The 15,760-nt window shown below is 59.5% G+C and carries 13 protein-coding genes; 3 read left to right on the top strand and 10 right to left on the bottom strand.

What is annotated here, in order from left to right; genetic code table 11:
• Nucleotides 1-108 precede the first annotated feature (108 nt).
• The 3 genes from P0D80_RS33740 to P0D80_RS33730 form a co-directional block, all read right to left on the bottom strand.
• Entirely contained in the window at nucleotides 109-996 is an 888-nt protein-coding gene (locus P0D80_RS33740; protein WP_408290357.1) for a fumarylacetoacetate hydrolase family protein, read from the bottom strand.
• Nucleotides 997-1,155: 159 nt separating this feature from the next.
• Nucleotides 1,156-2,715, bottom strand: coding sequence for a tripartite tricarboxylate transporter permease (locus P0D80_RS33735; RefSeq protein WP_132378408.1), 1,560 nt, complete (start codon nucleotides 2,713-2,715; stop codon nucleotides 1,156-1,158).
• Between the two features lie 3 nt (nucleotides 2,716-2,718).
• Nucleotides 2,719-3,135 (bottom strand): tripartite tricarboxylate transporter TctB family protein, encoded by a 417-nt coding sequence (locus tag P0D80_RS33730; protein ID WP_408175384.1) that lies wholly within the window; start codon nucleotides 3,133-3,135, stop codon nucleotides 2,719-2,721.
• 641 nt (nucleotides 3,136-3,776) lie between these two features.
• Between P0D80_RS33730 and P0D80_RS33725 the strand changes: the two genes are divergently transcribed.
• A complete protein-coding gene (locus P0D80_RS33725) occupies nucleotides 3,777-4,502 on the top strand; it encodes a FadR/GntR family transcriptional regulator (RefSeq protein ID WP_243658321.1) in 726 nt (241 codons plus the stop codon).
• 83 nt (nucleotides 4,503-4,585) lie between these two features.
• Nucleotides 4,586-4,864: a cupin domain-containing protein gene (locus P0D80_RS33720; RefSeq protein WP_408175340.1), complete on the top strand. Its 279-nt coding sequence runs from the start codon at nucleotides 4,586-4,588 to the stop codon at nucleotides 4,862-4,864.
• 200 nt (nucleotides 4,865-5,064) lie between these two features.
• Here the strand turns inward: P0D80_RS33720 and P0D80_RS33715 are convergent, their stop codons facing one another.
• The 7 genes from P0D80_RS33715 to P0D80_RS33685 all read right to left on the bottom strand — a co-directional run bounded on the left by P0D80_RS33715 (nucleotide 5,065) and on the right by P0D80_RS33685 (nucleotide 14,827).
• Complete coding sequence (locus tag P0D80_RS33715; RefSeq protein ID WP_408175385.1) at nucleotides 5,065-6,198, bottom strand: porin; 1,134 nt, start codon at nucleotides 6,196-6,198, stop codon at nucleotides 5,065-5,067.
• Nucleotides 6,199-6,590: 392 nt separating this feature from the next.
• The gene (locus P0D80_RS33710) at nucleotides 6,591-7,094 is read right to left on the bottom strand and encodes a hypothetical protein (protein ID WP_408290354.1); all 504 of its coding nucleotides are present in this window, start codon (nucleotides 7,092-7,094) and stop codon (nucleotides 6,591-6,593) included.
• Between the two features lie 402 nt (nucleotides 7,095-7,496).
• Nucleotides 7,497-9,809: an outer membrane protein assembly factor BamA gene (gene bamA / locus P0D80_RS33705; RefSeq protein WP_408290352.1), complete on the bottom strand. Its 2,313-nt coding sequence runs from the start codon at nucleotides 9,807-9,809 to the stop codon at nucleotides 7,497-7,499.
• 92 nt (nucleotides 9,810-9,901) lie between these two features.
• Nucleotides 9,902-10,297 carry a hypothetical protein gene (locus P0D80_RS33700; RefSeq protein WP_132378416.1) on the bottom strand — a complete coding sequence of 132 codons (396 nt, stop codon included), beginning with the start codon at nucleotides 10,295-10,297 and terminating at the stop codon, nucleotides 9,902-9,904.
• A gap of 693 nt (nucleotides 10,298-10,990) precedes the next feature.
• Nucleotides 10,991-12,502, bottom strand: a complete 1,512-nt coding sequence (locus tag P0D80_RS33695; protein WP_408290349.1) for an aldehyde dehydrogenase — start codon at nucleotides 12,500-12,502, stop codon at nucleotides 10,991-10,993.
• 17 nt (nucleotides 12,503-12,519) lie between these two features.
• Nucleotides 12,520-13,920, bottom strand: a complete 1,401-nt coding sequence (locus P0D80_RS33690; RefSeq protein WP_408290347.1) for an MFS transporter — start codon at nucleotides 13,918-13,920, stop codon at nucleotides 12,520-12,522.
• A 175-nt stretch (nucleotides 13,921-14,095) separates the two neighbouring features.
• Complete coding sequence (locus P0D80_RS33685) at nucleotides 14,096-14,827, bottom strand: enoyl-CoA hydratase/isomerase family protein (RefSeq protein WP_132378422.1); 732 nt, start codon at nucleotides 14,825-14,827, stop codon at nucleotides 14,096-14,098.
• A gap of 56 nt (nucleotides 14,828-14,883) precedes the next feature.
• On the opposite strand from P0D80_RS33685, the gene P0D80_RS33680 reads away from it, so the two are divergent.
• Nucleotides 14,884-15,672, top strand: coding sequence for a GntR family transcriptional regulator (locus P0D80_RS33680; protein ID WP_408290345.1), 789 nt, complete (start codon nucleotides 14,884-14,886; stop codon nucleotides 15,670-15,672).
• Nucleotides 15,673-15,760: the final 88 nt, after the last annotated feature.

The raw sequence follows: 15,760 nt of genomic DNA, 5'->3' as shown, positions 1-15,760 counted from the left end.
TCCTGGTATTTATAGTCCGCATCCGCACTGCATGCCGCAGTACAGGGGCGCTCGCCCCACGTGGTCCACGCGAGCGCCTTGGTCATTGAAAAAGATGCCGGGTGCTATTTATCCAATGGTATTGACGAGGGAGCCGAGGTGATCGATCTCAAGCTTCATGACATCGCCCTTCTTGAGGAACCTGGGGGGCTTGAACCCGATGCCGACGCCGGCGGGGGTGCCGGTGGCGATGACGTCGCCGGGCAGCAAAGTCATGCCGGCCGAAAGGGTTTCGATGATAGTTGGGATATCGAAGATGAGGTCTTTGGTGTTGGCGTTCTGGCGCAGTTCGTCGTTGATCCAGCAACGCACGTTCAGGTTGGCGCTATCGATACCGTGGGCGGAAACCAGGTACGGGCCCATCGGACAGAACGTGTCCAATGACTTGCCGATGAACCACTGACGATGCTTTTGCTGGAGGTCGCGCGCTGTGAAGTCGTTGACGATGGTGTAGCCCCACACGTGCTGAAGGGCATCGGCCTTGGAAATGCCTCTGCCGGGCTTGCCGATGACGACAGCGAGTTCGACCTCGTAGTCGAGTTGGGACGTGAGGTGCTCGAAGGCTTTGACGGTGGCGCGATGCGCGACCACGGTAGAAGCGGGCTTGGTGAACACGACGGGCGCGGGCGGAGCGAGCTCGCCTTGCTGGGCGGATGTGTCAAACCCGGATTGGCTGAACTCCCTTGCATGTTCGTGATAGTTCTTGCCGACGCAGAAGATGTTACGGCGCACCTCGAGCGGGGCGAGCAGTTCGTGGGTACCGACGGCTTGCCAGCGATCAGTGCGTTGCACGGCGGCGGCGAACTGCTGGTCCGGCAGCGGAACCTGGGCAATGAGATCGATCATGTCGCCGTCAAAGCCGGGCAGAAGGTGACGAACCTCGACGAAGCGTTGCAGGTCGTCGGCGATGACGACCGGGGCGGGACGCCGGTCGATAACCAGGGAAGCAAAGCGCATCAAATCTCCTATTGGTTACATTTGGTTTTAATATATCCCAAAAGAAACCACGTTACAAGCGCTACCGGCCTCGTTTAGCTGACTCACTCTGCATTTTTAGGGAAAAAAACGGCATAAATCAATAATTCTATGAACCAATTGCAACCAATATATCGAGCCTCACACCAGATTGCTGTCGGTGACGGTGGCTGGTTTCGTCGCGTGCAATGAGCGGCGTTGGGCCGCGCGTTTTTTCATGCCGCGCACCCAAAAATACAGTTGCACCAGTATGAGCAGAGCACTGCACGCGATAAAAAAAGCGCTGATCGGGCGGTCGATGAAGACAGCCAAGTCTCCGCGCGACAACAGCATCGCGCGCCGGAAATACTCTTCGACCATAGGTCCGAGCACATAACCGAGCAGGATCGGCGCGACCTGAAAATCAAGCGCGGCGAAGATGGCGCCGACTACTCCGAACACCAGTACTTCGCCAACCTCGAACAGACTGTTGTTGGTGCTGTACACGCCCACCGCAATGAAAAACAGTGCCGACGGATACAGATAGCGATAAGGCACCCGCAGCAGCTTCACCCAGACGCCGATCAGCGGTACGTTCAGAATCACCAGCAGGACATTGCCGATCCAGAAGCTGGCGATGAGCCCCCAGAACAGGTCGGCGTGCTCGGTGATCAGTTGCGGACCTGGCTGGATACCCTGGATCAACAGCGCGCCGAGGATCAGCGCCATCACGGCGTCGCCCGGAATGCCCAGACTCATGGTTGGAATGAAGTCCACCTGGGTCTTGGAATGCGATGCGGCCTCCGGCGCAGCGACGCCCTCGAGAGCGCCGCGGCCGAACCGTTCAGGTGACCTGGAGAGCTTTTTCTCGGCCGCGTAAGCGAGGAACGTGGTGATGGTAGGGCCGGTGCCCGGCATCGCGCCAAACAACGTACCGATGAACGTGCCGCGCACCATCGGCAAGAACGCTTGCCTGAGTTCGGCCATGCTGGGTCGCATGTCGCGCAAACGTACCTTCGTGCCGCTACCCACCGACTCCATGCGATTGACGTTGCGCAAGAATTCCGCCACCCCGAACAGGCCGAGCGCCAGCGCCACCAGCTCGACCTTGTCGGAAAGCTGTGGCAGACCGAAGGTCAGGCGCATCACGCCGCTGTTCACGTCGGTACCGGCAATGCCGATCAACAGTCCCACCGCCGTCATCGCCACTCCCTTGAGCGCCGAGCCCCGGGACATGGTGCCGCCGGCCAGCAAGCCCAGCAGCATGATCGAAAACAGTTCGGCCGGCCCGAACTTGAAAGCCACGCTGACCAGTAGCGGCGAGGCGAAAACCATCACAACGATGCCGAACGACGCCGCGAAAAACGAAGCCAGCATGGCGATGCCCAGTGCCGTGCCGCCTTTGTTCTGTCTGGTCATGGGATAACCGTCCAGGCAGGTCACGGCGTGCGGCGGATGACATGGCAGATTGAGCAGGATTGCACCGATCGCGCCGCCGTATTGAGAACCGTAGAAGATGCCCGCCAGCATCAGGATTGCGGGGATCGGATGCATCGTATAGGTCAGCGGCAGCAACATGGAAATGGCCGACAACGCGCCCATGCCCGGCAGCACACCGATCAGGTTGCCGATCAACACGCCGACGAACGACCACATCAGATTGTGGGGCTGAAGCGCCACGCCGAAACCCTGCATCAAGTCCAACAGAGATTGCCCCATCATGATTCAACCCCAGGACAGCAATGGAAACTGCAGTTTCAAAGCCCACCAGAACACGACGGTGCAGATCGCACACATCGCGGCGGCGAGAATTAGCGCGCTCACCCAGGTGTTGTCCCGGTCGCCGAGTGCCGAGATGAACACGATCGCGAAGGTGGCGGGTAACAGGCCGCCGTATCGGCCCAGCACGACGAAGGCGGCGATGCCCATCACGATGCAGCACCAGGCGCGCCATTCGGGCCGAAGCGCTGGTTGCGCAGTGGCATGGGGGTCCGGGGCTTTGGCAGAAAATGCGATCGCGAGGCCGCACAAGACGAGAACGGTCCCCACTGCTACAGGGAAGAATCCCGAGCCCATGTGACTCAGGCTGCCCACGTTATAGCCAAGTCCGGCATAGATCGAGCCGAGACCGAGAACGAGCATCAGGGCGCCCGCATAGAGATCTTTGTTATAGCGATGCAGAAAGCCGAATGCATGCGCCGTCTTGGTACTCACGTGACTTGTCTCCTGTAATTTGCCCTCGCGCCGGTTCTTGCCGAAGTGTGGGTACTGATAAAACGCTGTCTTTTTCGGCGTAGCGATTCACCCTCATTTTTTTAGGGTTGCCGCGAGGTGGTTTGTCCGCTTGCCCATGTAACGGGTTAAAGCGAGGGTATTGACGGGGGACTCAGGCATCCGGTGTCGGGCATGACATCGGATACATCGAGGGATGACGGGACCTGAGGTGAGGCAGCAGGCGGCGAAACTCGACGACGCTGGGGGCGGCGACAAAAACAAAGACGTGACGGTGGTCGATGAGCAGGGAAGCAACGCGCACGAGATTTCCTATTGGTTCAATTTGGTTTACAATCAACCCAAGTGGAGCCATGCTAGCAATCGATTGTTTTCTCGTCAATCCAGGCAATGCCCATGACCTGCTGCCATGATCACACTGGCGCTGTTTGCTGACACGTCTCCGTCTATCTGGGTTGCATTCCATTGGGAACGGCGCTGCTGAGGCGGAGAACACCGGACTACGTGACGGCGCGCGCGAGTGAAACCAATTTGTACCAACCTCGCGGCCATTGCCTTATGATTCGTGGAACCCGTCACAGCTTTTTTACCCAATGCCCGACCATCCCGTTTCAGACCCGGTTTACACACTCAAGGAAGCCCTGCTGTCCAACCTCCGCGATGGCCGTTGGCATCCGGGCGAACGCTTGCCCACCGAGCGGCAGATGAGCGAGACCTACGCGGTCGGCCGCTCGACGGTGCGACGCGCACTGGCGCAGATGAAAGAAATGGGCCTCATCACCCAGACCGTGGGCAGCGGCACTTACGTGGCCCAGGATGTTGAGCAAAAAATACCCAAGGCAGCGGAACCCCAAGCTGTAGTGAGTCCCGCCGAGCTGATGGACGCGCGGCTGATTTTCGAGCCGGGCCTGATCGACCTGGTGGTGCGCAATGGCACGCCGGCCGATTTTGCAGCGATGGAAGCATGTTGCGTAAGCGCGGAGCAGTCGAAGACGCTCGAGGAATTTGAACGTTGGGACGCCGAGTTTCATCACAAGATCGCGGAAGCCGCACACAACAATTTCATGGTCAGCGTGTTCAATCTGATTCTCAAAGTCCGCGAACATGGCGAATGGGGCTTGTTGAAAAAGCGCAGCCTTACGCCTGAGCGACGACTCGCTTATCAGCGCGAGCACCGGCAATTGCTGGCAGCGCTCAAAGAACGCGATGCGGCTAGTGCACGCGATTTCATGGTCACGCACCTGGTGAACGTGCGGCGCAATCTTTTCGACTTTTGACACGTGCTGAACAGCCTCGATCCGGCGAGCTTCTAGCCACCGGCGAGCTCAAGTTCCGCGCGACTTTAAAAGGAAGTGAGAGCATGGATATCGAAAGTTTCAAGGCTGACTTGACCAATACCGGCTACCAGGAAGTGCTGGAAAAAACCTACGCACCGAACCAGTTCATTGAAACGCACAAGCATCCGTTCAGGGCGCGCGCGGTGATCACCGCCGGAGAAATGACCATTTCGTGGGGTGGCACGGTTTCGCGCGAATACCGCGTCGGCGATATCTTCGAAATCGAAGCCGGCGATGAGCATTCGGAGCAATACGGTCCCACCGGCGCAACCTACCTGGTGGGCCGCAAGTTCCCCGCCTGATTTCGGAACCGGATTGCCCGTGGTCAAAGCAATGGCTGAGATGCGGTGGTCACCCGACGCTGTTGAGAAAGGGCAACGCGCATTTCTTCGCGCTGCAGAAGCTGGCTGACGCTGAATCAACACGTCGGCACATCGATCCCGGCCTAGGGCGATGTGCCGACGTTCCAGCGCGTGTCCAAGCTGAACAGACGTTGCGTCCGTTAGAAGCGCGTACGCAAGCCTACCGTCGCCGCCACCTGATTGCCTGTTGACGCCTGCGCGAGGCCATTGATAAACGCACCCTCGAACGCAGAGCCAGCAGCACCGTATGCGTGTTGGTAGACACCCTCGACATAAACGTCAGTGCGTTTGCTGAACGAGTAGTCTGCCATCAGCGTGACTTGATGCCACTTCGGGTCCGCCGAACCGGTGGTTCCGGCAAAGGCGCCTTGAGTAAACGTGTAGGCACCTGCGAACGAAATCGAAGGTGTCAGCGTATAGTGCACGTTGGCTTCGTAGTTGTCGAAATGCAGCGTGTCGAACGACTGCCCGATCACGGAGTTCGCACCCGGCTGAGTATTGTCGAGCAGGGTATGTGTCCACAGTAAGCCGATAGTCGCCGGACCGATCGTGTAGTTGCCGCCAACCCCCATCACTCGCTGGCGCGCGGCGGGGAAATTGACGAAGTCGTTGTTCGACACTGCCCCGGTACCCGAAAGCGAACCGTTATTCAGCTGAAGGTAAGCCGCCGCAAGATTAATCGGGCCATTGTTGTACGTCACACCGAAGCTATAGGCGCGATTGTCCGAAAAGCCGCCGGCCGCATTACTGAAGCCGTACAGCGCCTCTGCCTGCAGCCCCCGATACGTCGGGCTCGCATACTTGACCGAGTTGTTAATGTAGAACGAGTCGTCTACGTTGTCGTTGTCGAACGGATGTGCGGCCAGGTTGTTTCCGTCGCCGTTGTTCGCCAATGCGATGGGGCCCAGATCATCGACTACGGAATCGTACTGCCGGCCGAATGTCAGCGTTCCATATTGGTCGCTTTGCAGACCGACGAAAGCCTGACGGCCGAACATCGTACCCGAGTACGTGGTCTTGCCGTTTTGTATATTAAAGCCGTTCTCGAGACGGAAGATCGCGTGCAGACCGCCACCGAGATCTTCACTTCCCCGCAGACCCCATACTTCGTTCGACAGCATGCTGCTTTGTTCCTGCCAAGCGCTGCCGCCACCCTGGTTATTCGTATAGACGATACCCGTGTCGATCAATCCATAAAGGGTGACGCTGCTTTGCGCATGAGCCGCCGCCGCAAAGACGGACAATGCTGCTGCGCCGATAATCTTCTTCTTCACTTGTCTTACACTCCAGGCAATGCCCAAGAAGGAATCATGATGTGTGCATGATCCCGGCTCAATAAAAAAACGGATAACGCGCCGTTCACGCAACAGGGGTTTAACGAAAGCCCCCGGCACCATTAGGTAGGCTGTCCGGTGAATGTGATCCACTTTCCAACCGCGCACCCGCAGCTTGACGATTCTATGGGGATTGCCATTGCGATTCACCGAAAGAGTTCGCTCCTTCTTGCAAAGATTCTATAAACGAGGATCGAATGGAATCGATACACGAGTCGCTCGGCCGCTCAATCTCGTGTGTCAGCGACGATCGCGTGTTGCAACATGCGTACGATCGTCGACTAGTGCGGCTGCGCGTGATTCGACTCCATCCTTATCGATCAGGCCATACGTTAACGGCGTCCTCCGCCACCTCCGTGAAAACCGCCGCCTCCATGGAAGTCGCCCCCTCCATGAAAGCCACCGTGAAAGCCGCCGTGGAAGCCACCGTGGAAGCCGCCATGCGGTCCGAAGTGGCCATGATGGAAGTGATGAAAACGATTAATGAAGAGGAACGACGCGCCGAAGCCGAACGCCACCGGCGGCCCATAAAACCACGGATCGTAATAGGGATAGTATGCATACAGGGGCGGCGGATAAACGTCGCCCATCTCAGCGTCCGTGCCCTGCTGCTGGATCTGCCAGGTGCCGTCGGGCTGCTTGCATGCAAGGCCTGATATGTTCTGCGTGGCGCCATCGATATCCGCTGTGCCGTTGACCATGCGGCACGTGGGCGACACGGACGATGTAGTCGTCGTCTCGTCCAGCGGAGCAGCCGGGGCAAGTTGCGACGCCACCGGCGTCGTACACGCGACACAGCTGCAAAGCACCATTCCGACTCCAATGAATTTGCGCATAAATCCGTCCTGCTCGACGGTCCGGCGCCACGACGCGGACCGCCGCGTCGACACCGTGAAGACCCCATCGGTTCGCCTCGCAGAGCGCATTGCCGGAGCATGTGGATTCGCATGTGAAGATGTACACGACGATGCGGACCTGCTGCATGTAGAACGCGTCGCCGGCTGACGCTATTCCGCTTGCTGGCCCCAGTTGCGGCATGGGTGTGTTACGTCGTGTTTCCTGCCGGATCATGCAACATCGACTCCCGTGCCGCTGCGCGAGCCTGACGCGTCAGCCGTCACGACGGAAAGACCGTCAGACAGCGTATTCATGGTGACGCGTACTGTCTGCAAAAACTCGACGGCTAGCCGGCATCAGGCACTGATCCGTTCGCGACATCGGCAAAAAAGGTGACGCTGCTAGAACGACGTCCCGATCTGGAACTGGAACTTCTGGTATTGATCGCCGGTGTGTTTGACGACTGGGAAGCCGAGGCTGAGCTTCAGCGGTCCGATCGGCGAGATCCATGCAAGGCCAACGCCGTAGCCGTAGCGCAAGCCGTTGGCGCCGATGCTGTTGCCTTCGGAACCCCATACGTTGCCGCCGTCAAGGAACGTGAACACGCGCAGCGTCCGGTCGTATCCAGTGCCCGGCAACGGGAACGTCACTTCGACGTTGCCGACGATCATCTTCGAACCGCCGATAGGGTCGCCCGTCGTCGCGTCGCGCGGACCCAATGAACTCGTTTCATAACCCCGCACCGAACCGATACCGCCCGCGTAATAGTTCTTGAAGATCGGATACGGGTTGCCGATGCCATTGCCGTAGCCACCCTGGAAGTTCAGTCCGAGGACAAAGCCGCGTGAGAACGAGTAGTAGTACTGCGCCTGCACGTCCGTCTTGTAGTACTGCGTGCCGCCGATCGGTGTGCCGTACTCGGCATTCGCCTGCGCGTAATAGCCGCGGCTCGGCACGAGCGCGCTGTCACGGGCGTCTCGCGACCAGCCGATCGTGACGGGCACGTTGTTCGACACACGGCCGAAGTCTTTCACGTAGTCGATATAGCTCTGCGGCGTGGTGGAGTCGACGTCGAGCCGGTTTTGTTCGACACCCAAACCGAAATACACCATGTCGGCTTCCGAGAATGGAACACCGAACTTCAGATCGGCACCTAGCGTGATAATCCGAAAACTCGAATCGGTCGTGCTCGAGAATGTGAGCGGCTCGCTGGTGCGGTAATAGACGTCAGTGATGCGCTTGATGCCGTCGACCGTGAAGTACGGGTCAACCTGGCTGACGGTCAGCGTACGGAACGTCGACGACGTGTTGACGTTGAGCGCAAGGCTCGTCCCTGAGCCGAACACGTTGTCCTGCGAAACACCCGCTGAAATGATCGGCCCTTCGCCCGAGCCATAACCCAGGCCCAACGTGATCGCGCCGGTCGGCTTCTCGGTCACCTTGACGTCCACGTCGACCTGGTCCGGCGTTCCCTCCACCGGCACCGTGGTTACGTCGACATCCGTGAAGTAGCCGAGACGGTTGATCCGGTCTTTCGACAAGGCGAGACGGTTCGAATCGAACCACGAGCTTTCGAGCTGCCGCATTTCGCGGCGCACTACTTCGTCACGGGTACGCGTGTTGCCGACCACGTTGATGCGACGCACGTACACACGGCGGCTCGGGTCTACTTGCAGCGTCAGGTCGACCGTATGGTGTTCCTGATCGATCTGCGGCTGCGCGTTGACGCTGGCGAATGCATAACCGTATTCGCCGAGCTTGTTGACGACCGCCTTGGTGGCGGCTTGCAGCTTTTCAGCCGAGAAGCGCTCGCCCGGTTTGATCTTGACAAGCTTGCTCAGTTCCGCCTCGCGGTCGAGCAGATTTCCCGCAAGCTTGATGCTTTTGATCGTGTACGGTTCGCCTTCGTGCAGCGTGACCGTCAAATACATGTTCTTTTTATCGGGCGTGAGCGACACCTGGGTCGACTCAATGTTGAACTCCAGATAGCCGCGATTCAGGTAATACGAGCGAACGTTTTCGAGGTCGCCGGTGAGCTTGTCTTTCGAGTACAGATCGTTCTTCGTATACCACGAGAACCAGTTCGGCGTGGACAGCTGCATTTCGTCGTGCAGCGTGCTTTCGCTGAACACCTTGTTGCCAATGAAGTTGATCTCGCGGATCTTCGCGCTCGGACCTTCGACAACCGAGAACAGTATTCCCACACGGTTGCGGTCGATCGGCGTGACCGTCGTCGTGACTTCAGCCGCGTAATAGCCACGGGTCAGGTACTGGCGCTTCAGTTCCTGTTCGGATTTGTCGACGAGTGCCTTGTCGTAATAGCTACCCAATGACAGCCCGACGGAATTCAGCGCCTTGATCAGATTGTCCTTATCGAACTCGTGAATACCCGCAAAATCGATCGTGCCGATCGCGGGACGCTCGACCAACTGCACGATCACGGCATCACCTTCGGTGGTGATCTTTACGTCGTTGAAGAAGCCCGTCGCGTACAGCGCGCGGATTGCTTCCGAAGCCTTGTCGTCGCTAAAGGTGTCGCCTTGCTTGATCGGCAGATACGAGAATACAGTACCGGGTTCGATGCGTTGCAGTCCTTCGAGCCGGATATCGCGAACCACAAACGAGTCTGCTGCGTTCGCGGATATGGCCGTCACACCCAGGCCAACGAGGGCCAATACCTTGGTACAGCGGGACAATAGAATCTTTGCATTCATACAGGACACGAGAGTAAAAAGTCGGCTCGCACCGCAACCTCCTTTTGACGAATAGATAACCCGCTATGTGCGGATGAGAGAGGACTCGTGCCTTACTGCAGCCTGAAGCCGGAGACGTCTGGCCTCGCGAACCCGGTGGCTAGCGCAAGGACTTCCGTCAAGTGCGCTGCCTGGGAGCGATGCAACTGAAAGGACAATTCCGCTCCTCCAGGCAAGCGGAACGTAAAGATCAGATAAGGTGCACCGCCCGCATCCTTGCCTAGTGCCCATGCTTCGCAAGGCATCGCGAACTTCACGTTTTTCTTCTTGTGGCGGATACGCTCCGACGAGCCGATGGCATTTGAAAGCGCCGCAAGCAGCTCGTGCATGACTGAACAGTGCAAGTCGATGCGATCAGACCCGTTACATTTCAGCGTCAGATATTGACCGTCTTCCGTCAGTTCGAAATCACGGACCGAATTGATCGCGAACGCGAGCGGTGATGACATGGAGGCACTCCTTTGAGACAGATGTCGAACGTAGTACGATTTCACTCGTATGACGTTACATACGGATTACTAACTATTTCTTCCAGACCAGTAAACTTCGAAAGCTGTTTCCATCTGAGACCTCACTTCGCGATGAGCGCTCGAAATGCGGGGTTTGAACCCTCTTCCCGTCACGTGATACTTATTTGCGTGGGACGTACCTGTCTGCTTATGGTCAGGTCTCGTTCAGCAAGTTGCAGGGAGAACGGAAAAGGGCGGCTGCCGCCCTGGCACCGCGACTTCTACCGGAACTGGGAACTGCGCCGGCGGCAGCGCGCTGCGGCGCCGCCAGAGGCGCCTCGCTCGCGTGCTCGTGGACGCCCGCACCTGATGGGGATATTTGGATTTAACGGCCAGACACTGCAACTTATTCCATCTTCTCGTGCAAGCGTCATTGCGGCGAATGCATCGAGGCAGTGGCGCGCCAGGCTATGAGGACGCTCGGCGCTACAAAATATGACGGTGGTTTCTGAATTGCGTCGCTGCGTTCGCGGCGCTGATTGCTCGAGAGAATCGATTTTGGAGAAATCGTCCCGTGCGGATGGACGCGCGGCACATTCGCCCCGCGTAACCCCAGCGACGATTTCCGGTAGTTGCGTCTACGTGCCCTACGTGCGGCGGAATACCGACGCTATGATCCGCAGGGACACATGCTCAGTTCAGGCGCTTCAACTCACCGTCGTCCGCATACCAGTCGACAGTCCTGCCGCTCGTATTGACCGTTACCGCGCGTGGCTCGGTGAACTGGTCGAACGATTCGATACCCGTCTCGCGCCCGACGCCGCTGTTCTTGAAACCGCCCCACGGTGAAGCCGGGTCGAGCCGGTGGTGATCGTTGACCCACACCATGCCGAATTCGAGCTTGCTCGCGACGCGGTGCGCACGCGCGACATCCTGTGTCCAAACTGATGCGGCGAGTCCGAACTGTGTGTCGTTCGCGATGCGGATCGCGTCCGCTTCGTCGTCGAACGGCATGACTACGGTCACAGGGCCGAACACTTCGTCCTGACCGATTTCCGATTTCGGATCGACGTCGTACAGTACGGTCGGCTCGATGAAGAAGCCCTCCTCCAAGCCGGCTGGCACACCACCGCCGGTCAGCACTTTGGCGCCCGCGGCCTTCGCGCGTTCGAGCATCGCGAGAATACGCTGGCGCGAGCGAGCGGAGATGACTGGACCTAGCTGCGTCTTCACATCGGCCGGATCGCCGACGCGAATCCCCGCCACCTTCGTATTGAAACGTTCGAGAAACTGCGCATAAATCGACTTCTGCACGAGAATGCGCGCGCCGCATACGCAGGTCTGCCCTGCACCGATGAACGCGGCAAATGCCGCGCCATTCACCGCGCGTTCCATGTCGAAGTCGTCGAACAGCATCACCGCGCCCTTGCCGCCGAGTTCGAGTGTCGTCAACGCGAAGTTGCGGGCAGCGGCTTCGCCGATGGAACGCCCTACATCTGTGCCGCCCGTGAACACGATCTTGCGGACCAGCGGATGTTTCGCCAACGCAGCGCCCGCCTCACGTCCTTCGCCGTTGACGACATTGATGACGCCCTTCGGCACGCCTGCTTCATTCAGCAGACGCACGAGCCGCACCGTGGTGAGCGGCGTCTGTTCCGATGCCTTGATTACGACGCTGTTGCCCGTAGCGAGCGCCGGCGCGAGACTTTTCGACAGGATCATCAACGGATGATTGAATGACGTCATCAGCGCGACGACACCGAGCGGCACACGCTGCGTGTAGCACAGGTAAGGACCTTCTACTGGAATCACATCACTGCGCCGGGTCAGCGCGAGCGCTGCGAAATAGCGGTAAAACTGTGGCAAACGTGAAATCTGTGCCCGCGTTTCCGAGATCGGTCGACCGTTGTTCAGCGTTTCGAGCTTGTAGAACTGTTCAAGGTCCGCTTCGAAAAGATCGGCGAAGCGGTTCAGCACTCGAGCGCGCTGCTGGATCGACAGGTCTCGCCATGCCCCGCCTTCGAACGCGCGATGACCCGCGCGCACCGCGCGATCCACATCCTGTTCGGATGCCGCCGCCAGCGCGCCGATCACTTCGCCCGTCGCCGGGTCGACGATGTCGAGCGTGTGGCCGTGCTCGGCGTCCGTCCATTCACCGTCGATGAAAAGCTGTGCGTCCAGATATTGTGAGTTGACTGTATCCATAGAGGGATTCTCCGTGATTACTTGAGCGGCGAAGCGTGCGGGTCGGTACGCATCGCTTCGCTACCAGGGGTGTCGGTTGGTTGAAGGTCTTCGAGACGCCGGCCGGTTGGCTCGACCCCAAGCCACGCGACTACCACGATCTGGATCGCGAGCAGCCCGACCATCAGCGCCAGCACACCAACAATGCCGTGCTGCGCGAACAATGCGACGACGATAAACGGTGTAACGATCGTCGCACCGCGCCCGAGCGTGTTGCAGATACCCGACGCGCGCAGACGCACTTCCGTCGGAAAGAGCTCCGGCACATAGATGGCGAACAGCAGCGCGACCAGCACGTAGATTGGAATCGTCAGCAGGAGGCCGACGACGGGCAACAGTAGCGGATGACTGACGAACGGATAGATCACGCCGAACACGATTGCGACGAGCGACGCACCGATGATGGTCGGCTTGCGGCCCCACGCGTCCGCTGTGAGCGCACCGATGGCCGAGCCGATCGGCGCGCCAAGCGACATCACGAGCGCAAAGCTGAACGACCTCGCGATGCTGAAGCCCTGACGCACGAAGAACGTCGGCAGCCAGGTCACGAAGCCGTACAGCAGCGTGTTGACGACAACGAGCGTCACGCAGCCGACTATCATCCGTTGCAGCATGGTGCCGCTGAACAGTGAGCCGAATGAAAGCGCCACGGCCGGCGCTGCCGATGGCTTGGCGATGACGGCGGGCGGCAATGGCTCGCCTGCACGCGTCGCGACAACTTCGGCTTCGATGCGTTTCAGGATCGCGTCAGCTTCCTCATGCCGGCCAACCGAATCGAGCCAGCGCGGCGATTCCGGCAGCGACTTGCGCATGTACCACACACCCAGCGCGCCGAAGCCACCGAGCACAAACATCGCCCGCCATCCGAACGCCGGAATCAGCAGCAAGCCAATCAAGCCCGCGACAGGCAGCCCTGACACGACGAAGACGGCCATCAGCCCTTGCAGCTTGCCGCGCTTTTGCGGCGGCACGAATTCGGCCAGCGTCGAGTAGCCGACCACGTTTTCCGCGCCGAGCCCGAGACCCATCACGAAGCGGCACGCGATCAGCATGCTCATGCTCGGCGCAAGCGCCGCACCGAGCGAGGCGAGTCCGAACACCGCGAGATTGGCCTGATACGTGAAGCGGCGGCCGAAGCGGTCGCCGAGAAAACCGGTGCCGAGCGAACCCAGCATCATGCCGAGAAAGGTCATCGACACGAATAGCGCGTTCTGGCCGAGTGTCGAGAAGCCGGTCTTCAGCGTCGCGCCGAGGACGGTCGACGCGACGTAGATGTCGAAGCCATCGAAGAACATGCCGATGCCGATCAGCCACATGATGCGCCGATGGAATGCTGACATCGGCAAACGATCCAGCCTCGGCCCTGCGTTGACATTCATGTCTGCCTCCTGTCGACCCGAGTTGGCGTGTCGACCGGCGTTGCGCTTTGGCGCTTACTCCGGTTTCCATGCCTTACTCGGGTTTCATGCAAGATGCTTACTGCCGGCGAGCCCTGGATCGCGAGCCGTACCGCGATGACTTCGCGCGCGCCGACGTGTGACTACTAGGCTGCCCTCAGCGGTCCTGCATCAGACGCAGGCTGGTGACGGTCAGCATGTCGGTCGCGCCGCGGAAGTTCTGTTCGATCGGACTTTCCTCGGCTGCCTGAAAGAACATCTTGCATTGACGCGCGCCGGCGTCGTCGAGTGCAAGAATGCGTTCGGCCAACGCGTCGGCGTCGGCGCGCAATGCATCGGGTTCGCAGACACGCGTGATCAAGCCGGCCTCCAAAGCGATGGCGGGCGTCAACGGATCGCCGAACAGCACCATCGGAAACAGCGCCTTCGGCAATGCGTAGCGGCCCACATAGGCCATGATCGCGGCCGGCGGCAGCCCCTTGCGCATCTCGGGAAACGCCAGCGAAGCGCGCGACGAAACCAGCGTGAAATCGCACAGGATCGCAAGACCGAAGCCGAAGCCGAGCGCGTCGCCCTGTACCTGCGCAATCGAGATCATCGACGTGGCACGCACGAGGCGCTTCAACTCGATCAGCCGCGCGACTTCCGCGCGGATCGATACGGCGTCGCGACCTGCGCGCTCGCGCCCCGTGCAAAAGCTGTCACCATTCGCGCTTATGCGCAGCACGCGGGCGCTCGGAGCGGCGACTTCGCTGCGCAACGCGGCCGTCATCGCGTCGAACATCGGACCGGATATCTCGTTACCCGCGTCCGGACGATTCAGCGTGAAGCTCAATACGTCGCCGGCGCGCTCGATCAAAACGGGCTGCAATAGTGGACCGCGATCCATGGCATCTCCTGTTGTATAATCTGTATACAGCGTATTCACTGAATCACGAGGTGTCAATGCCTTCCAGCAAAACCGCGGTCAAGACGACCGCTGCGGCCGCCGTTTCAAAGCCTGCAAAAAGCGCGCATTCGCTCGACAAAATTGCGAGCAAGTACCACTCGCGGATGCGCACGGTCGATGCGTCGAGCGATTCGTTGAGCGAAGGCGTAGTCGTGCCGGCGTTGCGCGAGGCGATTGTCGAGGGCGTGCTGGCACCGGGCAGCCGCCTCTCCGAAGTGCAGGTCGCGAAACAGTTGAACGTTAGCCGCACGCCAATGCGTGAGGCATTCGCGCAGCTCGAACGTGAGGGATTGGTGACGGTGCTGCCGCGCGTTGGCGCGTATGTGCGCGCGGTCACGCTGCGCGATGTCGAGGAGATTTACACCGTGCGCGCAGCGCTCGAATGTCTCGCGGTGCAACTCGCGTCGGAGCGCATCACCGCGCTTGGCTCCGCGCAACTTGACGACGTGATCGAAGCGATGCGTATGAGCGTCGATGCCGACGATCCCGCCGGTTATGTCGATGCGCTAGACCGCTTCTACGCGATTGTCATGACGATCGCCGACAACCGCACCTTGCAGGAAAGCCACGCAGGACTGATCGGTCCGGTGCGCCGATTGCGGCGCATCGCCATGGCGCGCGGCGGCCGTATGCAGGCGTCTTACAGTCAGACAGTCAGAATTCGCGACGCGATCGTGAATCAACTGCCGAACGTGCAGGACCTGATGCGCGAACAGCTTGACGGCGCTTGTCGCGCAGCCCTGGATGTGTTGAACGACGCTGGTGACTCTTCGGACAAGAATTGATCTGACCGCGCCTATTGGCCCGTGGGGAATCTGTGTGGGCTTGCGCGCAAGCCCACACAACCATCAATGCGACTCAAACGGCGTGCGA

Origin of the sequence: Paraburkholderia sp. RL17-373-BIF-A (genome assembly GCF_046030175.1) — a bacterium.
GTDB lineage: Bacteria > Pseudomonadota > Gammaproteobacteria > Burkholderiales > Burkholderiaceae > Paraburkholderia.
Note: the sequence above shows the minus strand (reverse complement) of the source record. Positions and strands in the feature narration are given on the sequence as shown.